This window comes from Pseudoxanthomonas daejeonensis (genome assembly GCF_010093205.1).
In the GTDB taxonomy this organism is placed as follows: domain Bacteria; phylum Pseudomonadota; class Gammaproteobacteria; order Xanthomonadales; family Xanthomonadaceae; genus Pseudoxanthomonas; species Pseudoxanthomonas daejeonensis.
In genome coordinates this window covers 168,107-191,210 of record NZ_PDWN01000006.1, presented here as the reverse complement: position 1 = coordinate 191,210, position 23,104 = coordinate 168,107, and the positions used below count along the sequence as shown (strand labels likewise).

Here is a 23,104-nt window from a genome sequence, read left to right as displayed (position 1 = left end):
GGCGCGACCGGCCGATTATCCTTGGCCGATGCATTTCTCCATTTCCCCCGACGATCCCTGCCTGGACGGGCATTTCCCCGGCCGGCCGCTGGTGCCCGGCGTGGTGGTGCTGGAGCGTGTCCTGGCCGCGGTGGAGGCCACGCACGGGGCGACCGGCCCGCTACGCCTGCCCCAGGTGAAATTCCTGCGTCCGCTGCTGCCGGGTCGCGAGGCACGCATCCTCCTGGAAGGCGCCGCACCACGCTGGCGCTTCGAGGTACACGGCGACGAGGGCGTGCTGGCGCGTGGCGAGATCGTGGCGCATGACTGAGTCGCGTACGCATGCAGCTGCCTGGAAACACCGTCCGGAAGGCGGCACGCGCCACTCGCTGGCGCTGATCGTGGGCATCGCCCGGCATGGCGGACGCGCGCTGGCGCGGCTGTGCCTGTACCCGATCACGCTGTACTTCCTGCTCGTGCGCGGACCCGAGCGCGAGGCTTCGCGCGCCTGGCTGTCGCGGTCGCGCGGACGCCAGGCAGGCACGTGGGCCGTGGCGCGGCACATCCACACCTTCGCCTCGACCATCCTGGATCGCGTGTACCTGCTGGGTGGGCAGACCTGGCGCTTCGACATCCGCGTGCACGGCCTGGAGCCGCTGGTCGAACTGGTCGACCAGGGCCGGGGCGTGCTGCTGTTCGGCTCGCACCTGGGCAGTTTTGATGCGCTGCGGATCCTGTCGCGGCGCCGGCCGGGCCTGAAGGTGCGGATCGTGCTCGACCGCACCCAGAACCCGGTGCTGACTGAAATCTTCGACACGCTCGATCCCTCGCTGGCGCGCGGCGTGATCGACGGCAGCCAGCCGGGTGCGGCCATCGCGCTGGAGATCCAGCACGCGCTGCAGTCCGGCGAGCTGGTCGCGTTGCTGGTGGATCGCGCGCAGGCGCATGAGGACACCGCGACGGCGCCCTTCCTCGGGCAACCGGCGCGGTTTCCGCTCACGCCCTGGCGGCTGGCGGCGGCGCTGCATGCGCCGGTGCTGCTGTGCTTCGGCCTGTATGCAGGCGGCAACCGCTACGACCTGCACTTCGAGCGATTCCTGGATCCGGCCGATGGGAGTTCGCCGTTGCCGCCGCGCGGCGAACGTGGCCGCTGGCTGCAGCAGTGCGTGGCCCGTTACGCGGTCCGCCTGGAGCACCATGCGCGCCTGGCGCCGTTCAACTGGTTCAACTTCTTCGATTTCTGGAGCGACAGCCCCGATGAATCCACGCACGACCTCGCGCCTGCGCCTGGCGACCCTGCTGTGCGCGGTCGCGCTGCCCTGCGCCGCGGCGCCTGAGCCGGCCCCCGTCGCGCTGGATGCCGGCTGGGTGCTGCAGGCGGTGGCGCGCCCCGCGCCCAGCCACACGCCGTTCGTCGAACTGCGCGATTCGCCGATGCTCAAGAAGCCCCTGCGGCTGGAAGGCGAGTACCGGCGCCAGTTGGACGGCAGCCTGGTGCGGCAGGTGAACGCCCCGTACGTCGAAACCACCACGCTGGCGGCCGGGGAAGCGGTGGTCGAGCGCCAGGGCCGTGCACCGCGACGCATCGCCCTGCAGCAGGCGCCAGAACTGGCCGCGATCCAGGCCGGGTTCGGCGCGCTGCTGGCCGGTGATCGCGACCTGCTGCAGAAGACCTACAACGTGCACGCCAGCGGCGCGCGCGAACAGTGGACGCTGCGGCTGGTGCCGCGCGATCCACGCCTGGCCGCGTCGCTGCGGCACATCGACCTTTACGGCCGCGGCATCGAGCTGCGTTGCGTGGAGAGCCACCCAGCCAAGGGCGAGCCGCAGCGCACGCTGATGGCCGGTGCGGCCGCCGCGGCGACCGGCATCGACGATGCGGCCGCGTTGGCCGCGTTGTGCCATGGCGCAGGCGGCGCGAAGCGATGACCGAACCCGGGACCTGCTCCCGCTCCCGCCTGGCTTTGCTGGTGGCCTGGCTGCTGGTGCTGGCGGTGGCCGGCTGGCTGCTCGGCCGCGGGCTGAAGGTCGAGGAAGACCTGCGTCGCTTCCTGCCCACGCCACGCACGCCGGCCCAGGTACTGCTGGTGGACGAACTGGGCGAGGGCCCGGGTTCGCGCGTGCTGCTCCTGGCAATTTCCGGCGCCGGACCTGAAGCGCTGGCCGCGCGCTCGCAGGCAATGCGCGGCGCACTGGCGACGCACGCGGAGATCGCGCTCGCGGCCAACGGCGACAGTGGTGGCCTCGACGCGGTACCGGCGCACCTGCGTCCCTACCGCTACCTGCTTTCGCCGACGCTGGACACCCAGCCGCTGGATGCGGCGTTCCTGCGCGATGAGCTGGAGCAGCGCATGCAGGACCTCGGCTCACCGGCCGCCGACCTGGTCGAGCCACTGCTTGCGTCCGATCCGACCCTGGAAACCCTGCGCCTGGCCGAGCGGTGGCAACCGGCGAACGCGCCGCAGCGGCGCCACGGCGTCTGGTTCGATCGCGACGGCAGCCAGGCCTTGCTGCTGGTGCAGACGCAGGCGGCCGGTTTCGACAGCGCAGGCCAGCAGGCGGCGGTGGCGGCGATCCAGGCCGCGTTCCGCGCCAGCGGGCAGGACGCCCCGGAAAGCGATGGCGCCGGCCTGGAAATTTCCGGGCCGGGCGCCTTCGCCGTCGCGATCCGCGACCGCACCGAGCGCGAGATGCGCTGGATCGGCACCGCCGACACGATCGGCCTGCTGCTGCTGCTCGGGCTGGCCTACCGGCGCTGGAGCATCCCGCTGCTCGGCGCGCTGCCGCTGGCCAGTGGCGGACTGGCCGGGCTGGGCGCGGTGGCGTTGCTGTTCGACGGCGTGCACGGGATCACCATCGCCTTCGGTTTCACCCTCATCGGCGTGGCCCAGGATTATCCGATCCACTTCTTCAGCCACCTGCGCCCCGGCCAGTCGCCGCGGGCCAGCGTGCGTGCGTTGTGGCCGACGCTCGTGACCGGGGTGCTGTCCACCTGCATTGCCTACGCGACCTTCCTGTTCTCAGGCGTTGAAGGACTGAAGCAGCTGGCGGTGTTCACCATTGCCGGCCTCGCGGTCGCGGCCGCCAGCACGCGCTGGCTGCTGCCGCGGCTGGTGACGCCGGCGCGGCGCGATCCGGCGCATTCGCTGCTGCTCGCGCGGCTGTGGCGCGGCGTGGAGCGGCTGCCGCGCCCGCGCGTGGCGCTGGCGGTGATCGCCGCGCTGGCATTGGCCGTGATCGCCTTCGCGCCGGGCACGTTCTGGCAGAACGACCTGTCGAAACTCACCCCGGTGCCGCCGGCCGACCTGCATCGCGACGCGCAACTGCGCGCCGAACTGGGCGCGCCCGACGTGCGCTTCATGCTGGCGATGCAGGGCGCCGAGGCCGAGGCGGTGCTGCAGGCATCCGAGCGCCTGGCGCCGGTGCTGGCGCGCCTGCAGGAGGACGGCGTGCTCGATGGCTACGACCTGGCCGCGCGCTACCTGCCCAGCGTGGCGACCCAGCGTGCGCGCCAGGCCGCCTTGCCCGATACGCCGGAGCTGCAGCGCGCGCTCGACACGGCGCTGCTGGACCTGCCGTTCCGCGGCGATGCCTTCGCGCCGTTCGTGGAGGACGTGGCCATCGCCCGCGCGGCCGAACCGTTGACCGCGCACGACCTGGCCGGAACGCCGCTGGAGCTGGCCGTGTCCGGCCTGCTGCTGCAGGGGCCCGAGCATGCGACCGCGCTGGTCTCGCTGACCGGCCTGCACGATCCGGCCGCGCTGTCCACGGCGGTGGCGCCTGCCGGTGCGCAGCTGCTCGACCTCAAGCAGGCGTCCGAATCGCTGGTCGCGCAGTGGCGCGTGCGCCTGCTGGCCGCGCTGGCGGTGGCGGCCCTGCTGCTGGCCGGCACGGTCTGGCTCGCGTTGCGCGCTCCCCGCCGGGTGCTGCGCGTGCTGGCGCCGATGGCGTTGAGCACCTTGCTGATCCTGGCGGTGCTGCGCGTGGTGGGCGTCGAGCTCAACCTGTTCCACCTGGTCTCGCTGATCCTCGCCGCCGGCCTGGGCCTGGACTACGCGCTGTTCTTCGACCATGCCGGCGACGATCGCGACGAGCAGCTGCGTACGCTGCACGCGGTGATCGTGTGCAGCCTGACCACGCTGCTGGTGTTCAGCCTGCTCGCGCTGTCCTCGATCCCGGTGCTGCGCGCGATCGGCGGCACCGTGGCCTTGGGGGTGCTGTTCAATTTCGTGCTGGCGCTGCTGGTGGCGCGCGCACCGGCCAGCAGGCTCGAGTTGTGACCGCGCCGGTGCTCGATCGCGCGGGCATCCTCGCCCGGGTCCCGCACCAGGGCCCGATGTGCCTGTGGGACGAGGTCAGCGGCTGGGATGTGCAAGGCATCCGCTTGCGGGCGTGGAACCATGCCCACCCGAGCCATCCCCTGCGCGCACGCGGCCGCCTGCACGCGCTGGCGCTGTGCGAATACGGCGCCCAGGCGATGGCGGTGCACGGCGGCCTTCTGGCGGCCGGGCAGGGTGGCCGCGCCGCGGCAGGCGTGCTGGTCGCGCTGCGCGACGTCGTGCTCGCGGTGGACCGGATCGACGGCCTCGCCGGCGCGCTGGAAGGCGAGGCCGAACTCGTCGCCGCCTCCGGCAGCAGCCAGCAATACGTGTTCCGCATCCACCACGATGGCCGCCTGCTCGCCAGCGGCCGCGCCGCGGCGATGCTGGGCGGCGGCTTGCCGGGCTGACGCTGGCACGGCGCTGGCACAATAGGGCGATGGAACCCGAGCACACTTCTTCCCGACGCGCGCTGGTCACCGGCGGCAGCGGTGACATCGGCGGCGCGATCTGCCATGCCCTGGCCGACGCCGGGATGGACGTCGTCGTGCATGCGCACGGCAACCTGGCACGCGCCGAGGCGGTGGCCGAGGCCATCCGCGCACGCGGTGGCCGGGCCGAGGCGGTGGCTTTCGACGTCGCCGACGGTGCGGCGGTGGCCACGGCGCTGGAGGCGCTGCTGGGCGAGGGCCGCATCGACGTGGTGGTGAACAATGCCGGCATCCACGACGACGCACCGATGGCAGGCATGACCGACGCGCAATGGCAGCGCGTGATCGACGTATCGCTGCACGGCTTCTTCCACGTCACCCGGCCTTTGCTGCTGCCGATGGCGCGTGCGCGCTGGGGCCGGATCGTCAGCGTGTCCTCGGTGGCGGCGGTATTGGGCAACCGTGGCCAGGCCAACTACGCCGCGGCCAAGGCCGGGCTGCACGGGGCCAGCAAGTCGCTGGCGCGGGAGATGGCCAGCCGCGGCATCACGGTCAATGTCGTCGCGCCCGGCGTGATCGAAGGCGCGATGGCCGATGCACAGTTCCCCGCCGAAACGCTGAAGCAGCTGGTGCCGGCCGCGCGCGCCGGCCGGCCGGAGGAGGTGGCCGCGCTGGTCGCGTTCCTGTGTTCGGATGCCGCCGGCTACATCAACGGCCAGGTGATCGGGATCAACGGCGGCATGGCCTGAGCCTGGGCGTCAGCGCCGGGCTTGCGCCGGCGGCGAGCCCCGCCCGAACAGGGTCAACAGCGGCCCGGTCATCAGCGTGGTGGTGAGCGCCAGCAGCAACAGCAGGGTGAACATCTCAGGTCCGATCAGGCCGGCGTCCAGGCCGACCTTCATCACGATCAGTTCGATCATCCCGCGTGCGTTCATCAGCGAACCCACCGCCAGGCTGTCGCGGGTGCCGTAACCGGACAGCCGCGCACCGAGGCCGCCGCCGGCGATTTTGCCGACGACCGCGACCAGCAGGATCAGCACGAACGCACCGAGCCCGGCGACGGTGAACGCGTCGGCGGTGGTGCCCATGCCCGCCAGCGCGAAGAACACCGGCATCAGCAGCACCAGGGCCAGGTGTTCGATGCGCTCGACCAGGCTGTGGACCAGGCGGTCGTCGCGCGGCAGGCAGGTGCCGAATACGAACGCGCCGAACACCGCGTGCAGGTGCAGCCACTCGGTCGCCGCCGCGCAGGCGAACAACCCGACCAGCAAAGCGGCCAGCACGGTGCCCGAAGGCCGGCCATCGCTGGTGTGGTGCCGCAGCAGCCATGCGTACAACGGCCTGAGCCCGGCGTAGACCAGCACCAGCAAGAGGGCGAGTCCGGACAGCGTTCGCACCAGGGTGGACCAGCCGCCATCGCCGGTGAGCGCGACCAGCAGCGCCAATACGATCCACGCGCCCACGTCCAGCAAAGCTGCCGCCGACAGCGCCAGCCGCCCGATCGGGCTCTGCTGCAGCTGGCGGTCCTTGAGGATCCGCGCCAGCACCGGAAACGCGGTGACCGACAACGCCACGGCCAGGTAGAGCGCGAACGGCCAGAAGCCGACACCCGCCGGGGCCAGCGTCCCGTGCAGCACCGGCGCGACCAGCAGGGCCAGTCCGAACGGCAGCAGCGCCGACAGGCTGGCCACGCGCGTGGCGGCCAGCACCTGCGCGCGGGCGCCTTCCGGTGCGCGCAGCTCGGCGCCGATCACGAACATGAAAAGCACGATGCCCAGCGTCGCCAGGCCCGACAAAGCCGGCTGCGACGCGACCGGAAACAGCGCCGCATGCACGTCCGGCAATGCCGCGCCGAACACGACCGGGCCGAGCAGCACACCGGCGGCCATCTCACCGATCACCGGCGGCTGGCCGAAGCGGGCCAGCAGCAGTCCGCACAGGCGTGCGGCGACCAGGATCACGGCGATCTGCAACAGCAACAGGCCGGTCATGCGTCCCCTCCCCAGGGAATCCAGGAAAAAACCCCTACAGCAACATCGATCCCGCAGCCGGTGCGTTGCCCGCCTCAGCCACCCGCATCCAGGCGTGGCGCCTGCGCGCGCACGCGCCGATATTCGTTCCACACGTCGCCGTGCGCCAGCACCTGGCGCACCACGTGCGAGGTGATCCGGTACAGGTCGCGCAACGGCCGGAAGTGGCTGCGCCGCAGGGGGCCGCCATCGTCGCCGCGGTAGCGCGTCTCCACCGGCACCGACACGCAATGCACGCCGAGCCGGCGCGCCGCGGTGATCAGCAGTTGCGCCTCGAACACGAAATCCTCGCCGGGCACGTCGCCCAGCGCGATGACGCAGGCCGGGTAGTAGCGCTGCCCGCTCTGGGTGTCGGCGATGCGGTGGCCGGCGGCCCAGGCCACGCCCCAGTCGCCGAAGGCGTTGGCCATGCGCCGGTGCGGCGGTGCGGCGGCGCGATGGCGCAGGCGCGCGCCGATCACGATGCAGCGCGGATGCCGCGCCGCGGCTTCGAGCAGGCGCGGCAGGTCGGCCGGGTCGTGCTGGCCGTCGCCGTCGAGAGTCAGCACGCCGCGCGCGCCACGGGCGTGCGCCTCGGCGAAGCCGCTGCGCAGCGCCGCGCCCTTGCCGCGCCGTTGCGGATGGCGCAGCACGGTCACCGGCAGGTCGCGCAGCTGCTCGCCGGTACCGTCGTCGGAACCGTCGTCGACCACGATCACCCAGGGGCAATGGCGCAACGTCTGCTCGACCACTTCGCGGATCCGCAAAGCTTCATTGAGCGCCGGGATCACCACCGCGACCTCACCGGTGCGCACGCCATGCTCAGTCATGGAGAAGCTCCACGTGCAGCACGCGCCCGTCACCGGCCGGCAGGATCGCGTGGGCGGCGCCGAGGGCCAGTGCTTCGAAAAGCGCGAGCATCGGCGCCATCGCATTGCCTGGGGCAATCCGCGTGGTGGGGGCGGGTGCTTGGCCGTCGGCGAGCGACACGCTAAGCCGCGGCCGGCCCGCCACGGGCGGTCCCAGCACCAGCGCCGCGCCAAGCAGCCCTTCGGTCGGCGCCACCTGGCGCAGCAGGCCGGGGGCGCTGCCGTCGTAGCCGACCAGCAGCACGCCCGGCGCGCCGGTGGCGAGCTGCGCCACCGCTTCGAGCAGGCCCATCGAGAATTCGGCGCTGATCGCGGTGGCAGGCGCCATCGCGCCACTGGCGATCGTCCAGTAGCCGGCCGCGGCGTTGTGCACCGAGTTGTGGAAACGGGTCGGCGACAGTTCCAGCGGTGCGCTGGCCAGGGTCTGGCAGAGGTTCTCGGTGATCGCCAGGTCGCCATAGGTGGACACGAACACCGATGGCAGCGTCGCCGGATCATGCCCGGCATCGATGCAGGCCGCCTGTGCGGCCTCGAGTGCGACCAGCACCGTATCCGGGGCGCGCCGACGCTCGTTGGGCGGCAGCAGCGCCGGTGCCGGCCGCGTGACGGCCTCGTCGCCCAACGCTGCGCCCTGCAGCACGGCGCGGTACGCCGCCCACGAAGGCGCCTGCGCGGTCCACAAGCCGATGCCTTCGATCCCGACGCTGGGCGGCGTGCGGTTCATGCGCGGCCGAACACCAGGGAACAGTTGTTGCCGCCGAAGCCGAACGCGTTGTTCATCGCATATCCGATGGGTTGCTGCACGGTCTGGAACCGCACCTGCGGACCGCAGGCCGGATCGGGCTCGCGGCTGTTGAGCGTGCCCGGCAGCAGGCCGTCTTCCAGTGCGAGCAGGGCGATCACCGATTCGACGATCCCGGCCGCGCCCAGCGTGTGTCCGGTCCAGCCCTTGGTCGAACTGGCATGCAGCGTGTCGGGGAACAGCGCGGCGATCGCCTGTGCCTCGACGGTGTCGTTGGCGGGCGTGGCCGTGCCATGCAGGTTGAGATAGCCGATCGAGCCCGGCTCGAGCCCGGCGCGGGCCAGGGCATCGGCCATCGCCCGCCGCGCACCCAGGCCCTGCGGATGCGGTGCGGACATGTGGTGGGCGTCGCTGGATTCGCCGTAGCCGCACAGCCAGGCGCGCGCGTCGCCGCCGGCGTGTTCGAGCAGGGCGAATCCGCCAGCCTCGCCGAGCGAAAGTCCGTCGCGCCGCGCGTCGAACGGCCGGCATGGATCGGACGAGACCAGCTGCAGGGCGTTGAACCCGTAGAGCACGCTGCCGCACAGGGTGTCCACGCCACCCACGATCGCCGCGTCGGCCAGCCCGGCATGCAGCAGCCGTGCGGCGAGTGCGAAGACCTTCGCGCTGGAGGAGCATGCGGTGGCCACGGTCATGCACGGACCGCGCGCGCCGGTGGCCAGTGCGACGAAATCGCCAAGCGCGTGTGGTGAGTGCACCAGCAGGCGCACCAGCGCGTCGGGGATGCGGCCATCGATCTGCTGCGCGTACGCCGCTTCGGTTTCGCCGATGCTGGAAGTGGAGGTGCCCATCAGCACCGCCACACGGGTGGCGCCGTGGCGCGCGACCGCGGCGGTGGCCGCGTCGAGGAAGCCATCCTGGTGCAGCGCGTGCCAGGCCAGCCGATGGTTGCGCGATTCCCACTCGCCGAACGCGGCGGGCAACGCGACCTGCTCCAGACCGTCGACCCGGCCGATCCAGCAGTCCAGGCGTGGCTCGGGGCCGAAGTCGTTGCGGCGCAATCCGCTGCGACCGGCACGCAGGGCCTCGCGTTGCGCACGCAAGCCCGCCCCGAGCGCGGTGGTCGCGGTATGGGCGGTGATGGCGAGTGGAGCGCCGCTTCGCGGTGGAAGGACTGGTTGCAAGCGGGACGGGCTGGCGGACTGGCCGGCGAGTATAGCCACAGCCCCGCGTGCGTCCGGTGTGGAGGAACATGAACGGTCGCAGTGCGAGAAGCAGCGGTCGCGCGCTTCCGCGCCTGCCGCATTTAATCCACAATCCCCGGGTTCCTCCACACAGGGCAGGGCGCGGCACGCGCGCATGCAAGCCTACGTCTACAAGAGCCTCCGCAAAGCCGACACCTATGTGTTCCTCGCCACCCGCGACGACTTCACACGGGTGCCCGAGCCGGTGCGCGCGCAGCTGGGCGAACTGGGCTTCGTGCTCGAGGTCATGCTGACTCCCGGGCGCCGTCTCGCCCAGGCCGATGCGGCGGTGGTCCGCACCAATCTCGCCGCACGCGGGTTCCACATCCAGTTCCCACCGGGCACGCCGCCGGTGCGTGACGATGGCTGAGGCCCTTCCACGCTCGCGGCGTTTCGCGCTGGGCGCCGGTGTCGCCGGCATCGCGCTGGGCGTGCTGGCCGGTATCGAGGGACCGGTGTCGCTGTTGCCCGGACTGCTGGCCCAGCTGCTGCTGGCGCTTGCGGTGTCCTGGTGGACCGGCACCCGGCCCGTGCCTGCGGACCTGCGCGCGCTGAAGCCGGCGCTGTCCGGCCTGTCGCTGCTGTGGGGATTGGGCCTGCTGTTCACCCTTGTGCTGCTGGCCTGGCCACTGCAGGCCCTGCGCCAGAGCGGCGGCCTCGGTGCCGCGCTGGGCGCCAGCGCGATGGGCGCGATGGTGCTGCTCGGCCTGTGGCGGACCTGGCCGGTCTGGCAGGCCCTGGAGCGCGAGGCCGTGCACCTTGGCACCGCGTGGCGGCGACTGGCGCAGCAGGAGACCGGCACCTGGGCCGGGCTCGGCGCCGCCGGCGCCGTGGCCGCGATCCTGGGTGGCCTGCTGCTGTTGGGCTGGCCGGGCCTGCTCGACTCCCCTGCACGCTGGGCCGTGGCCGCGGTGCTCGCCCTGGCGCAGCCGGCCCTGCACCTGGTCCTGCAGCGGGCGCCCGCGCCGCGCACCCTGGCCGGGCCCCTAGAATTCCTTGCCGCGGCCGACGCGCCGCCGGCCGAATCCCTGCCCGAGGTCCTCACGGGTGATCCGGGTGCGCTGGCCGCCGAACTGCATGCCGCCGCCCGCACCGGGCGCGTCGATCGCGCCCTGCAGCTGCTGGATGCCGGCGCCGACGCACATGCCGCGCCCCCGGCCGGCGAGCGCGACCAGCGCAGCCTGGCTGCGCTGGCGGCGGTACTGCCGGACCTGCGCCTGCTGCGCGCGCTGATCGTGCGTGGCGTGGACCTCAACAGTGGCAGTGCGGGCATGACCCCGCTGCTGGCCGCGACCCGCGACAGCTGGCATGGCCGTCCCGAAGCGGTGATGACCCTGCTGGCCAACGGCGCCGATCCGCGGGCCGCCGACACCGAGGGCAACACCCCGCTGCACCACGCCGCGCGCAGCACCGATCCGGGCGTGGCCGCCTTGCTGCGCGACGCCGCTGCCGAGATCGATGCGCTCAACCACGAAGGCTTCTCGCCGCTGGGCGTGGCCTGTGCCAGCGGCAACTGGCGGCTGGCCAGGTTCCTGCTCGAACGCGGCGCCAGGCCCGAACCGGTGGACGGCCAGCCGGCGCTGCTGGCCGCCGCGGCGACCGAAGAAGACGACACGGCCGGCGTACAGCTGCTGCTGAAGTTCAAGGCGAAAGTCGCAATGCCCGGCCGCAACGGCCGCACCGCGCTGCACGAAGCCGCGCTGGCCGGGCATGCGGACATCGTCGCCGCCTTGCTGGCCGCCGGCGCCGACCCGCAGGTCCGCGACGCCGCCGGGCGCACGCCCTGGCTGGAGGCGGCACGCGCGCTGCGCGGCGGCGTGGTCGAACATCTCGCCGCGCAGCGGATCGACGTGGCCGCCACCGATGCCGAGGGACGCAACGCCCTGGCCCTCGCTGCCGGCGCCGAACAGGCTTCGCTGGCGCTGGTGCGGCGCCTGCTCGAGCTGGGCGTGGATCCTGCGCAGGCCGACCACGGCGGACGTCGCGCGATCGATATCGCCGCAGAGTCCGGACGCTGGTCGATCGTCGCCGCGCTCGATCCGGCCTATCCGCTACCCGCGGCGGTGGCCGAGGCCGCGGCGGAAAATCCGGTCGACGAGCGGCCGCCGCTGGCGCTGCTGCGCGATGGCCTGCAGGCGGGACGCATGGAAGGGCTGGCGGCGCTGGCCCGGCTGTGTGCGCCGTCCGAACTGGGCGGCCTGCTGCACGACCCGACCTTGCGCACGCACGCGGGGATGGTCGAGTGGCTGCTGGCGCACGGCGCCGACCCGGAAGTGGCCATCGACGGTGAGACCGCGTTGACCGCGTTGCTCGGTGAAGGAGGCGATGCCGCCGCCGCGATCCAGGTCCTGCTCGGCCATGGCGCCTCGCCGGCCGGTGCCGGCGGACTGGCGCGCCTGCTCGCCGCATGCGTGCAGCGCGACCAGGCCCAGCGCAGCCACGAGCAGCTGGCGCTCGACCTGTTCGCGCAGGGCGCCGATCCGTTCGCGCCTTCCACCGGTGGCGACCCCGCGCTGTCGCTGGCGGTGCGCCTGGGCTGGCTGCGCCTGCTCGATGCCCTGCTCGACGCCGGCGTGGACCGCGAGGTCCGCGACAGCCACGGCATGACCGCGCTGCACCTGGCCGCGGCATTGGGCCGCGAATCCGCGTTGCGCCGGCTGGTTGCCCAGGGCGCCTCGCCCGACGCGCGCGCCGCCGACGGGCAGACGCCGCTGGGCGTCGCCCTGGCCAGCGGCCGCCGCGATCTTGCCGACTGGCTCGACTGGCGCGTATGGCCGCTGCCAAAGCGGCCCTTGCGCGAAGCCGACGTGGTGTCGGCGGCGATGGCCGGCGATGCCGACGCGGTGCGGCGCCTGCTCGAGCTCGGTTTCCCGGTCGATGCGGTCGATGCGCAGGGCTGTACCGGCCTGCTGCGTGCCGCCGGCGGTGGCCATGCCGCGGCGGTCGACCTGCTGCTGGCACGCGGCGCCGACCCGCAGCACGCCGCGCACAGTGGCGCCACGCCGCTGTCGGCCGCGGTGAGCATGCGCCAGACCGCGATCGTGACCGCGTTGCTGGATGCCGGCGCCGATCTCGAACACCGCCTGCCCGGCGGCGTGACCGTGCTGATGCTCGCTTCGGCGCTGGGCCTGGCCGACATCACCGCGCGCCTGCTCACCGCCGGCGCCAACATCGATGCAGGCGACAGCCAGGGCCTGGCACCGCTGCACTGTGCCGCGCTCTACGGATTCACCGGCCGCGACCGCACCCGCCTGCTCGCCTTGTTCGACACCCTGCTGCTGGCCGGCGCCGAGGCGGACATGCCGGCCGCCGGCGGCGTGACGCCCCTGCTGCTGCTGCTGGGTGCGCGTGCCGAACCCGGCGGTGCCTGCGACGAGAACGTGGTCCTGGCCGGCCTGGAACGGCTGCTGGAGGAGGGCGTGTCGCTGGAAGTGCAGGACCCGCGCGGCTTCGGTCCGTTGCACCTGGCCGCACTGCATGGCCTGCGCGGCGTGGTCCAGCGCCTGCTGCGCGCCGGCGCCGACCCGGACCTGCGCGATACGCTCAACCGCAGTCCGCGCGAGATCGCGGTGATGCGCGGCTTCGTCGATGTAGCCGGCGAATTCGCACCGGCCCAGACCGGCGTTTCCATGGCCAGGTTCCTGCGCGAACCACGCGGCTGAGGCGCCCCTGCGGAGCGCTGCCTGCGCTTCTTCCTTGCGCGTAACGCCTGCCTGGGCGGGAGGCTGCCGGATCGCCGCGTGCGACGCGGTCGAGCCGTATGGCTACCGGGTCGGATCGGTGCTTTGCGGCGAATCGCCGGAATCCTGCGCCAACCCCGGGCCATCGCCCGAATCGGCCTCGAACAGCCGCTGCAGGTCCCTGCGTGCCTCGCGTGCGTTCTGCACCACCGCCGCGTCGTCGTCGTACACCAGGTACTGGTCGCGCAACAGCGTCTCGTCGTGTTCGCGGAAGCGCTGCACATGATCAGCGGCGACATCCGCCGGCACGCCCAGTTCCAGCAGCACGCGCTCGCCCACTTCCAGGCTGGTCCCGAGCAGTTCGCGGAAGGGCTCGGCGCCGAGGTCCATCAATCGCCATACATGCTGGCGGTTGCGCGCCCGCGCCAGGATCTTCGCGTGCGGGTAGAGGCGGCGGATCAGGCGCACCGCGCGCAGGTTGCTGTCCGGATCGTCGGTGCAGATCACGAACAGCCGCGCATGGTCGGCGCCTGCCGCGCGCAGCAGGTCCGGTCGGGTGGGATCGCCGTAGAAGATGCGGCCACCGCTGCGGCGCACGTCTTCGACCTGTTCGGCGCTGCTGTCCAGGGCCACGTAAGGAATGCGCTGGGCGGCCAGCAGCCGCGCCACGATCTGGCCGAAACGGCCGACACCGGCGATCACCACTTCCGGCGGGTGCGAGGCCGCGTCCGGGACGTCGAAATGCCGGGGTTCGGGTTGCGGATGGTGGGCCTCGAGGCGACGCATGCGTCCGTCAAGCGCCAGCAGCAGCAGCGGCATCAGCGCCATCGACACACCGACCACCGCCACCAGCCGGTCGTGGTTCTCGGTCGACACAAGCCCCACACGCAAAGCCTCCTGGAACACGACGAACGCGAACTCGCCGCCCAGCCACAAGGTGCCGCCCAGCATCAGCGCATGGCTGGCCGACAGGCCGGCGGCGCGGCCCACGCCGAACAGCACGGTGAACTTCACCAGCAACAGCAGGGCCACGCCACTGGCGACCAGGCCGGGCTCGGCGGCGATCCGGTCCAGGTCGATGCCCATGCCCACGGCGATGAAGAACAGTCCCAGCAGCAGGCCCTTGAACGGCTGGATCTGCGATTCGAGTTCGTGCCGGTATTCGGAATCGGCCAGCAGCACGCCGGCGATGAAGGCGCCCAGGCCCGGGCTCAGCCCGGCTTGCTGCATGATCCAGGCGCTGCCCAGCACCGCCAGCAGGGCGGTGGCGGTGAACACTTCCGGCGCCTGCGTGCCGGCGACGATCCGCAAGGCACGGTGCATCAGCAGGCGGCCGCCGAAGTAGACCAGCGCCAGCGCGCCGAGCGCATGGCCGACCATCGTCCAGGTCAGCGTCTCGTTCTTCACCCCGCCCAGCAGCGGGATCACGGCCAACAGGGGAATCGCGATCAGGTCCTGGAACAGGAGGATCGCGAACGCCAGCCGGCCGAAGTCGCTGGCCAGCTGCTTGCGCTCGGCCAGCAGCTGCAGGCCCACGGCGGTGGAAGACAGGGCCAGCCCGATCCCGGCGACCAGCGCGCCCTTCCAGTGCACGTGGTAGGCGAGCAGCCCGGCACCCAGCAGCAGCGCCGACAGCAGCACCTGCGTAGTTCCGGCACCGAACACCTGCCGCCGCATCAGCGCCAGCCGTTTGGGCGACAGCTCCAGCCCGATCACGAACAGCAGCATGACCACGCCGATCTCCGACGCCGCCAGGATCCGGTCCGGCTCGCTGACCACCCCGATCCCGTCCGGCCCCAGCAGCACGCCGGTGGCCAGGTAGGCCAGCACCGCGACCAGCCCCAGCTTGCGGAACAGCGGCACCGCGATGATCGCGGCGAGCAGCAGGACCAGCGCCAGTTCCAGGCTAAGGGAGGAGGTCATCGAGGTGTCCATCGCCCGGGATTATGCGGCGCGGCGCCGTGCACACCATGGGTGGGCCGGGTCCATTCCCGCGCGGCCCGCGCCGGCCTGGCCACACCCGGCGATGGCGGCCCCGGCCGCCCCGCAGGCAGGGTCGCCCCCCGGGTCCGCACCCGTGGCCCGCGGCGCGCTAACGGAGGCTCCTCCTCGGGGTGTGCGGCGGCGTTCGAACCAGCGATCAGGCCTGGGTGGCGAAGATGCGCTGCCAGGCCGAGCACTGGATGGGCAGCCCGTCAGTACCGCGATGCGCACCGTCGCCATCGATGCCGGGATGCCACACCACCGCGCTTTTCCATACCGTTGCGTCCGGAATGGTCTGGTTCCGGGCCTGTAATTCCCAAAAATCATAAGGGCTCATTCCTCTTGATCTCAGATGAATGGCTTGAATCGTTTGGTTTTTGTTAATCAAGGCGTACATTTTCATTAAATTCGTGACTTAAGTCACGGTTTAAACAAATATGTAACGTGAACCTTCCCTGACTATTGACCATGACCCCTGCCATAAGTCACGGTCTGGAACGCCCTTCCGGGCCACTTCTTATTCGGGGAAAACATGAAACGCTCATCTCTGAACCGCAACTTGCGGCGCAGCGCGCTGACCGTGGCGCTGGGTTTGTGCTTCACCTCGGCAGTACATGCGCAGCAGGCCACCGGTGCGTTGTTCGGCCAGGCGGCGTCCGGCGAAACGGTCGTCATCGAGAATCCGGCCACCGGCTTCCGGCGCGAGCTCGTGGTCGGTGCCGATGGCGGATACCGGGTGCCTTCGATCCAGCCCGGCAGCTACCGCGTCACCCTCAAGCGCGCCGATGGCAGCACCGCGGTGCGCGACGTCACCGTCAGCGTGGGTACCGGTACGCCGGTCAACTTCGCGGCGGGCGGCGGCACCACTCAACTGGATGGGGTAACCGTGGTGGGTACGCGCGCGGTCAACCCGATCGACGTGTCCTCGGTCGCTTCCACCAGCATCCTCACCGCCGAGCAGATGGCCAAGATCCCCGTATTGCGCGATGCGACCTCGGTCGCGCTGCTGGCGCCCGGCACGGTCCGTGGCGACACAGCCTTCGGCAACCTGGCCTCGTTCGGCGGCTCCTCGGTCGCCGAGAACCAGTACTACGTCAACGGCTTCAACATCACCAACTCGTACCGCAGCCTGAACTTCGCCCAGGTGCCGTTCGAGGCGATCGCTGAACAGCAGACCATGACCGGTGGCTACGGATCGGAGTTCGGCCGCTCGCTCGGTGGCGTGGTCAACCAGGTGACCAAGCGCGGCACCAACGACTTCCAGGCCGGCGGCAACATCTTCTGGTCGCCCGATTCGCTGCGTTCGGAGGTGGCAAACACGTACTACTCCAACCCGCTGGTGCCCGGCGACCTGGGCAAGCTGCGGCAGGACAACTCCAACGACACGCTGGGCGGGATGCAGGCTGCGGTGTGGGCCGGCGGCGCGCTGGTCAAGGACAAGCTGTTCGCCTATGGCGTCCTGACCTACAGCAAGGTCGACCGGGAGGACTGGGGTACGGTGCTTTCGCGCACGAATACCGATGAGTCGGAGAAGGGCGATCCCACCTGGCTGGTCAAGCTGGACTGGAACATCACCGACGACCACCACCTCGAATTCACCGGCCTGTCGGACAAGCGCACCACCACCACCAAGACCTACCTCAACACGGTGGGCGAGCTGGATCGCGGCAACCTCGTGGGCACCTCATACGCCGAGTCGGGCGGCGAGAACTACGTCTTCCGCTACACCGGCTACCTCACCGAGGCTTTCACGGTGTCCGCGCTGTACGGCACCAGCGACTACTCCCGCTCGCGGCGCCTGGTCACGGCGGACGGACAGCAAGTGGAATACGGTGGCGACCTCAACCAGCCGGCGACCGGTTGCCCGGTCATCACGGATATCCGTCCCGGCTATCGCCAGGCGATCACCGGTGCCTACTCCAGCTCGTGCAACATCACCGGCACTTCGATCGACCGTGTCGACTCCAAGGACACCCGCGACCAGTTCCGCCTGGACTTCGACTGGGAGATCGGCGACCACCGCGTCGGCTTCGGCTACGACACCGACGACTTCGAGTCGGTGGCCGGCACGTCGCTCGAGGGCGGCCGCATCTGGCGCTATTCGACCAACAACGGCCCGGACGGGCTGGCCAATACCGGCGACGAGTTCGACATCGTCCGTGAGCAGATCGTCAACCAGGGCTCGACGGTGCGAGTCGAGCAGCACGCCTACTACCTCGAGGACAACTGGCAGGTGACCGACACCTTCCAGGCCTATATCGGCCTGCGCTGGGACACCTTCGAGAACTTCAACGGCGAAGGCGATGCCTACGTCAAGATCGAGAACCAGTTCGCCCCGCGCCTGGGCTTCTCCTGGGACGTCAACGGCGACTCCAGCTGGAAGGTCTACGGCACCGCGGGTCGCTACGCGCTGCCGCTGACCTCCAGCGTGGCCGTGCGCGGCGCCAGCGCCTCGCTGTTCACCCGCCAGAACTTCAACTTCACCGGCGTCGACCCTGTGACCGGCGCACCGATCGGGCTGACGCCGCGCGCTGCGCTGAGCTACATCAACGGCGAATTCGGCGAGCCGAAGAACGCGGCGACCATCGCCTCGAAGAACCTGGATCCGATGTACCAGGACGAGTACATCCTGGGCACCCAGTACCAGCTGACCGAGCACCAGTCCGTCGGCGTGAAGGGCACCTACCGCAAGCTGAAGGCGGCCATCGACGACAACTGCGACTACACGCCGATCTTCGACATGGCCGTGGCAGATGGCCTGGATCCGGTCCTGCCGAGCAGCGGCTTCCCGTACTGCCGCATGTTCAACCCGGGCGCCGATTCGGTCTTCGTGACCGACATCGAGAACAACGGCGTGATGACCGAGTACACCATCCCGGGCGAACTGCTGTCTCCGCCGGCCAAGCGCAGCTACGAGGCGCTGGAGCTGTTCTGGGACGGCAGCTGGGACAAGTGGTTCGCCAGCGCGTCGTACACGATGGCCTGGAACAAGGGCAACACCGAGGGCGGCGTGAAGTCGGACATCGGCCAGTCCGATACCAGCGTCACCCAGGACTTCGACTACAAGGAACTGGCCGTCGATTCATACGGCTACCTGCCCAACGACCGCCGCCACAGCCTGAAGGTGTTCGGCAACTACCAGATCAACGACGAGTGGTCGGCGGGTGGCAACCTGCTGGTGCAATCCGGCCGTCCGATCAACTGCCTCGGCGTGCTGTACCCGTACCACGGCGGCATCCATCCGTACGGCGCTTCGTTCTTCCGTTGCGGCACCACCGAGGCTGGCGGCGTCAACGGTCCGTCCGAGCCGGTGCCGCGCGGTACCGCCGGGCGCCTTCCCTGGACCAACTCGATCGACCTCAACATCGCCTATTTCCCGAAGTGGGCGAGCGGCCTGGCGTTCAAGATCGACGTGTTCAACGTGTTCGACAGCCAGAAGGTCACGTCGGTCACCGAAGTGGCCGAGGACGGCACCACGGGCGTGCCGCTCAACACCTACCTGGTGCCGCGCAGCTTCCAGGCGCCGCGCTCCGTCCGCTTCATGGTCCAGTACGACTTCTGATCCAGAAAAGAACCACTTAGCGGTACTTACTCTCCAGGCCGCCGCAAGGCGGCCTTTTTTTTGTTGGTATAGCGCCCGGTGCCGCGCGATCGCCCATGGAGGCGGCTATGCTTGGTCATCCAATCCAGATGGGCGCCATGCAGTCGGTCACCGAATCCTGGCAGGCGGCCCAGCGGCTGGAGGCGGCCGCTGCGTGGCAACAGGCCCAGCCCTTGTATGCGTCGATCCTGGCCCAGGAGCCGGACCACGTTCCGGCGCGTTTGCGCATGTCCCGACTGGAGCAGTTCGCCGACCGCTACGGACCGGCGCGCGCCCATGCGCTGCATGCGGCCGAGGCCGTCCGCCGTGGCATCGGCGTGCGCAATATCGGCTATGTCAGCGGCCGGTTGCTGGACTTCGCCGAGGAAGGCGAAGTCGCTTCGCTGATCCTGTCCGCGGACTGGCGCGACCCGGAGGTGATCCGGCATTCGCCGACGCTGGCCCAGCACCTGTGGCTGTCCGGCCGCTACGCCGACGCATTGCGCCTGCTCGACGCGATCGAGCCGTTGACCACGCCGCATCCGCTGTTGCACTTCACCCGCGCCAACGTGCTGCGCTACCTGGGTGACATGCCGGCCGCCGAACGCCACTACGAGGCCTGCCTCGCCCTGTCGCCGGGAATGGCCGACGCACACTGGGCGCTGGCAACGCATTCGCGCGCGAATCCGCCGCTGTCGCGCCTGCCACGGCTGCAGCGTGCGTTGCAGGACGCCAGTGATGACGCCGCCCGCGCGCACCTGCTCTATGCCCGGTTCCGCGAGCATGATGACGCCGGCGACACCGCCGCGGCGTGGGACGCCCTGTCGAGCGGCGCGGCCCTCATGCACCGCCGCGATGCCTTCTGCGCGCGCCTCGAAGCCGAGATGCTCGAGACCCTGATGGATGCCCCTGTGGCGCCGCCCGGATCCGGCGACGCAACCGGGCCGCGCCCGGTATTCGTGGTCGGCATGCCTCGCACCGGCACCACCTTGCTGGACCGCGTCCTCGGCAACCATCCACAGGTGCATTCGCTGGGCGAACGCAACGACCTGGCCGCGGCCATTTCCGAGGCGAGCGGACACTTCTTCCATCCCGCATTGCGCAGCGGCGTGCCGGAGTTGATGGAAATGGCCGCGCGCGCGGACGTGGGCGAGCGCTACCTGCGACGTGTGCGTCGCGACGCGCCGTCCGTCAGCCACCTGGTCGACAAGAATCCGCTCAACCTGTTCTGCATCCCGGCGATCCTGCGCGCGCTGCCACGGGCGCGCGTGCTCGTCCTGCGCCGCGAGCCGATGGACGCCTGCTTTTCCAACCTCAAGGAGCTGTTCCAGGGGGGCGCCTACGCCTACAGCTACGCGCTGGAAGACCTGGCCGGTCACTGTCGCAACGTGCGGCGCTGGACGGCGCATTGGGCGCGCGTCGCTCCGGAGTCGGTCCGCGTGGTTGACTACGAAGCGCTGGTACGCGATCCAGCTTCGGTGGCCGCCTCGTTGTTGCCGTTCCTCGACCTGCCAGCGCACGCCAGCCTGCATGACATCGCGGGCAACACCGCGCCCGTCTCCACCGCCAGCAGCAGCCAGGTCCGCGAAGGCGTGCACCAGCGTGCGGTCGGCGCGTGGCGTCGCTACGAGGCGCAGCTGCAGCCCTTGCGCGAAATGCTGGGCGAGCACGCATGACGTTTCCCGCGCCGCCCGAGCTGTGGACGCTGCTTTCGACTGCCGAGCAGCGCGCGTCGGGCCAGGATTGGCAGGGTGCGATCGCCGCCTACCAGCAGGCGCTGGACCGGGTCCCCGGCGACGCCTACACCCTGGTCCAGCTGTCCTACGTGCATTCGCTGGCGGGGCACTACCGCCTGGCGCAGGAGCATGCGCTGGCGTCGGCGCGCAGCGGCGCCAGCGATCCGGCATTGCTGATGGAGTTGCTGCCGCGGCTGCGCACCTTCAACCAGATGCAGGCGATGCTGGCCTGCATCGAACGGCTGCTGCCGATGTCGCGCATGCCGATCCCCTTGCTGATCGCCGTGGCTGCGCAGCTGAGCTACGCGAACCTTCCGGACCGGGCCATCGGGTTCCTGGACGAAGCGCGCCGCGCCGATCCCGATTTCCCGCCCACGCTGCTGTCGCGCGCCCAGGTGCTGACCTACCTGGGCCGATTCGACGAAGCCGGTGATGACCTGCAGCGGGCGCTGCGGCGCGCGCCGGAGATCGCGCAGGGCTACTGGCTGCAGGCCTGGATCGGCCGCCAGACCGCCGGGCGGAACCATGTCGATGCGATCCGGCGCGAACTGGCACGGCCGGGGCGCAAGCCCGAGGACGTGGCGTTGCTGGGTTTCGCCCTGCACAAGGAACTGGACGATCTCGGGCAACCCGAAGAGGCATGGCAGGCGCTGGTGCTGGCCTGCCGCGCCAAGCGCTCGAGACTGGTGTACGACACCGCGTCGAGTACCGTGTTGTTCGGCGCGCTCGCGCGCTTCCGCCCGAAAAGAGAGAGTGCGGGGACGCCGGATGCGGCGACCGGGCGCTGTCCGGTCTTCATCGTCGGCATGCACCGCTCCGGAACCACGCTGCTGGAGCAGTTGCTCGACCGCCATGCGGATGTGCAGGGACTGGGCGAGCTCTACGATTTCACCAGCGCCATGCGCCATGCGACCGACCATCATTGCAAGGGCGTGATCGATCCCGTCGTGGTCCAGCGTGCAGGCGATGCGGACCTGGCCCAGGCAGGGCAACGCTACCTGGATGGCCTGGAGTGGCGGCTCGGGCCGGCGCGCTGCTTCGTCGACAAGCTCCCGTCCAACTTCCTCAACGTCGGTTTCATCCTCGAGGCCTTGCCGCAGGCGCGCATCCTGCACATGGTCCGCGATCCGGTCGAAACCTGCTTCTCCAACCTGCGCGAGCTGTTCTCCGAGGCCAATGCCTACAGCTACGACCCGATCGAACTGGCCGACTACCATCGCCTGCAGGCGTCGCTGATGGCGCAGTGGCGCAGCCGCCATCCCGACCGCATCCTCGAGGTGGACTACGGTCGCCTCACCCGCGATCCCGCGGGCGAGATGCAGCGGGTCGCGGCGTTCTGTGGAATCCCGTACGACGCGGCGATGCTCCTTCCGGGCTCGGGACGTGCGGTGGTCACCGCCAGCGCGGTGCAGGTGCGCGACGGAATCCAGGTGCGCGAGCAGCCCAAGTGGGCACCCTACGAACGCTGGCTCACGCCGATGATCGAAAGGCTGCACGCGCCCTGAGGGACGATGTGTGAGGCCATCGCGGATCGGAACGCCAGCAGGCCATGGTGCCGATGGCGGGTCGATCCAGCCTGAGTGTGCGGATAGATCCCGTCAGCCCACCACGGCCTGCAGCAGGTGCTTGCCGAACTTCCCGCTCGCGGTCGCGCTGACCATGACGATCGCATAGGCGAAAACCACGCCCATCGCGCCGAGCGCGGCCACCAGCGGCCATCGCAGGGTGCGTGGGAGCGCGAGCCGCTTGTGCTGGTTGCGGATGAAGAACTCGGCGACCAGCAGGTTTGGGACAAAGAACAGGTACAGGATCCCGTAGTCGAACAGGCCGAAGGTGTTGCCCTTGCCCACGCCGATGCCGCCGGTGAGGTCGTTCCATGCGCGGATCTCGAGGTCGAACACCCACGAGCCCAGCACCATCGCGAACAGGCGGATGGCCCATGCCCGGTGCAGGTCGAATCGCTTCGCCCGGGCGTGGACGTAGGCCATGACGGCGCTTGAAGCCAGTACTGATCCCCATATGGCGAACGCGATCGACGCGGCCGGCGCATACGCGCCGCGGGTGAGGATGAACGACATGCCGCCGACCCCGGCGAGGAAGCCTGCGGTCACATAGACCCGGCCCGTCCAGCGGTGCACGGCGCGATGGCGCGCGCGGATCCGGGCCGAAAGCAGGATCGGCCAGGCCAGCACCAGGATCGTGCCCATGACGAAATGCAGGCCGATGCCGATATTGGCGATCCAGTCCGACGCGCTCGGCATCGGCAGGCCCGCCACCAGCTCGTGCCACTGCTCGAAGTTGCGGTGCGTGGCGCCGGTGGCGCGCAGCACGATGTAGATGCCGAACGTCCCCAGTCCCAGCACGGTCGCCCCGTAGAAGAACCGGCCGAGCCAATGCAGCGGCTCCTGGTCGGCTGTCGCCGGCCGCGACCGGGGCTGGCCCAGGGCCAGCCTGCTCTGCTCGTTCATGGCATCCATCCCTTCGTGGCGGGCGCCGGATCGTGCCGGCGTTACCAGCTTCGCGTCGCCGCGC

Annotated in this window: 18 protein-coding genes; 11 read left to right on the top strand and 7 right to left on the bottom strand. The window is 70.6% G+C overall.

Annotated elements, in window-relative coordinates; all coding sequences use genetic code 11:
• The first annotated feature begins 28 nt into the window (after positions 1-28).
• Genes CSC65_RS08050 through fabG form a run of 6 tightly spaced genes read left to right on the top strand, consistent with a single transcriptional unit; the run spans position 29 to position 5,478 of the window.
• On the top strand, positions 29-310 hold the full coding sequence (locus tag CSC65_RS08050; protein WP_162410040.1) for an ApeI family dehydratase: 282 nt from the start codon (positions 29-31) through the stop codon (positions 308-310).
• Positions 303-1,316: a lysophospholipid acyltransferase family protein gene (locus CSC65_RS08045; RefSeq protein ID WP_162410039.1), complete on the top strand. Its 1,014-nt coding sequence runs from the start codon at positions 303-305 to the stop codon at positions 1,314-1,316. The genes CSC65_RS08050 and CSC65_RS08045 overlap by 8 nt, the downstream gene beginning before the upstream one ends.
• Positions 1,237-1,908 (top strand): LolA-related protein, encoded by a 672-nt coding sequence (locus CSC65_RS08040; RefSeq protein WP_162410038.1) that lies wholly within the window; start codon positions 1,237-1,239, stop codon positions 1,906-1,908. Before CSC65_RS08045 ends, CSC65_RS08040 begins: the two co-directional genes overlap by 80 nt.
• A complete protein-coding gene (locus CSC65_RS08035; protein WP_162410037.1) occupies positions 1,905-4,259 on the top strand; it encodes an MMPL family transporter in 2,355 nt (784 codons plus the stop codon). The genes CSC65_RS08040 and CSC65_RS08035 overlap by 4 nt, the downstream gene beginning before the upstream one ends.
• Before the next feature lie 8 nt (positions 4,260-4,267).
• Positions 4,268-4,708 (top strand): hotdog family protein, encoded by a 441-nt coding sequence (locus CSC65_RS08030; protein ID WP_425501327.1) that lies wholly within the window; start codon positions 4,268-4,270, stop codon positions 4,706-4,708.
• 29 nt (positions 4,709-4,737) lie between these two features.
• On the top strand, positions 4,738-5,478 hold the full coding sequence (gene fabG / locus CSC65_RS08025) for a 3-oxoacyl-ACP reductase FabG (protein WP_162410036.1): 741 nt from the start codon (positions 4,738-4,740) through the stop codon (positions 5,476-5,478).
• A 9-nt stretch (positions 5,479-5,487) separates the two neighbouring features.
• Here fabG and CSC65_RS08020 read toward each other — a convergent pair whose 3' ends face one another.
• The 4 genes from CSC65_RS08020 to CSC65_RS08005 all read right to left on the bottom strand — a co-directional run bounded on the left by CSC65_RS08020 (position 5,488) and on the right by CSC65_RS08005 (position 9,533).
• Positions 5,488-6,720 carry a cation:proton antiporter gene (locus CSC65_RS08020; RefSeq protein WP_162410035.1) on the bottom strand — a complete coding sequence of 411 codons (1,233 nt, stop codon included), beginning with the start codon at positions 6,718-6,720 and terminating at the stop codon, positions 5,488-5,490.
• 74 nt (positions 6,721-6,794) lie between these two features.
• Positions 6,795-7,568, bottom strand: a complete 774-nt coding sequence (locus CSC65_RS08015; RefSeq protein ID WP_162410034.1) for a glycosyltransferase family 2 protein — start codon at positions 7,566-7,568, stop codon at positions 6,795-6,797.
• Entirely contained in the window at positions 7,561-8,331 is a 771-nt protein-coding gene (locus CSC65_RS08010; protein WP_162410033.1) for a beta-ketoacyl synthase chain length factor, read from the bottom strand. Before CSC65_RS08010 ends, CSC65_RS08015 begins: the two co-directional genes overlap by 8 nt.
• Positions 8,328-9,533 carry a beta-ketoacyl-[acyl-carrier-protein] synthase family protein gene (locus tag CSC65_RS08005; protein WP_238390317.1) on the bottom strand — a complete coding sequence of 402 codons (1,206 nt, stop codon included), beginning with the start codon at positions 9,531-9,533 and terminating at the stop codon, positions 8,328-8,330. The genes CSC65_RS08010 and CSC65_RS08005 overlap by 4 nt, the downstream gene beginning before the upstream one ends.
• Before the next feature lie 175 nt (positions 9,534-9,708).
• On the opposite strand from CSC65_RS08005, the gene CSC65_RS08000 reads away from it, so the two are divergent.
• Positions 9,709-9,963 carry a YcgL domain-containing protein gene (locus tag CSC65_RS08000; protein WP_162410031.1) on the top strand — a complete coding sequence of 85 codons (255 nt, stop codon included), beginning with the start codon at positions 9,709-9,711 and terminating at the stop codon, positions 9,961-9,963.
• Positions 9,956-13,255 (top strand): ankyrin repeat domain-containing protein, encoded by a 3,300-nt coding sequence (locus tag CSC65_RS07995; RefSeq protein ID WP_162410030.1) that lies wholly within the window; start codon positions 9,956-9,958, stop codon positions 13,253-13,255. Before CSC65_RS08000 ends, CSC65_RS07995 begins: the two co-directional genes overlap by 8 nt.
• A gap of 102 nt (positions 13,256-13,357) precedes the next feature.
• Here CSC65_RS07995 and CSC65_RS07990 read toward each other — a convergent pair whose 3' ends face one another.
• Complete coding sequence (locus CSC65_RS07990; RefSeq protein ID WP_238390316.1) at positions 13,358-15,196, bottom strand: monovalent cation:proton antiporter-2 (CPA2) family protein; 1,839 nt, start codon at positions 15,194-15,196, stop codon at positions 13,358-13,360.
• A gap of 217 nt (positions 15,197-15,413) precedes the next feature.
• Positions 15,414-15,659 (bottom strand): hypothetical protein, encoded by a 246-nt coding sequence (locus tag CSC65_RS07985; RefSeq protein ID WP_162410028.1) that lies wholly within the window; start codon positions 15,657-15,659, stop codon positions 15,414-15,416.
• Positions 15,660-15,788: 129 nt separating this feature from the next.
• On the opposite strand from CSC65_RS07985, the gene CSC65_RS07980 reads away from it, so the two are divergent.
• The 3 genes from CSC65_RS07980 (at position 15,789) to CSC65_RS07970 (ending at position 22,077) form a co-directional block, all read left to right on the top strand.
• Positions 15,789-18,818, top strand: a complete 3,030-nt coding sequence (locus tag CSC65_RS07980; protein WP_162410027.1) for a TonB-dependent receptor — start codon at positions 15,789-15,791, stop codon at positions 18,816-18,818.
• Between the two features lie 107 nt (positions 18,819-18,925).
• Positions 18,926-20,512: a tetratricopeptide repeat-containing sulfotransferase family protein gene (locus CSC65_RS07975; protein ID WP_162410026.1), complete on the top strand. Its 1,587-nt coding sequence runs from the start codon at positions 18,926-18,928 to the stop codon at positions 20,510-20,512.
• A complete protein-coding gene (locus CSC65_RS07970) occupies positions 20,509-22,077 on the top strand; it encodes a tetratricopeptide repeat-containing sulfotransferase family protein (RefSeq protein ID WP_162410025.1) in 1,569 nt (522 codons plus the stop codon). The genes CSC65_RS07975 and CSC65_RS07970 overlap by 4 nt, the downstream gene beginning before the upstream one ends.
• Before the next feature lie 93 nt (positions 22,078-22,170).
• Here CSC65_RS07970 and CSC65_RS07965 read toward each other — a convergent pair whose 3' ends face one another.
• Positions 22,171-23,040 carry a DUF2306 domain-containing protein gene (locus tag CSC65_RS07965; RefSeq protein WP_162410024.1) on the bottom strand — a complete coding sequence of 290 codons (870 nt, stop codon included), beginning with the start codon at positions 23,038-23,040 and terminating at the stop codon, positions 22,171-22,173.
• Positions 23,041-23,104: the final 64 nt, after the last annotated feature.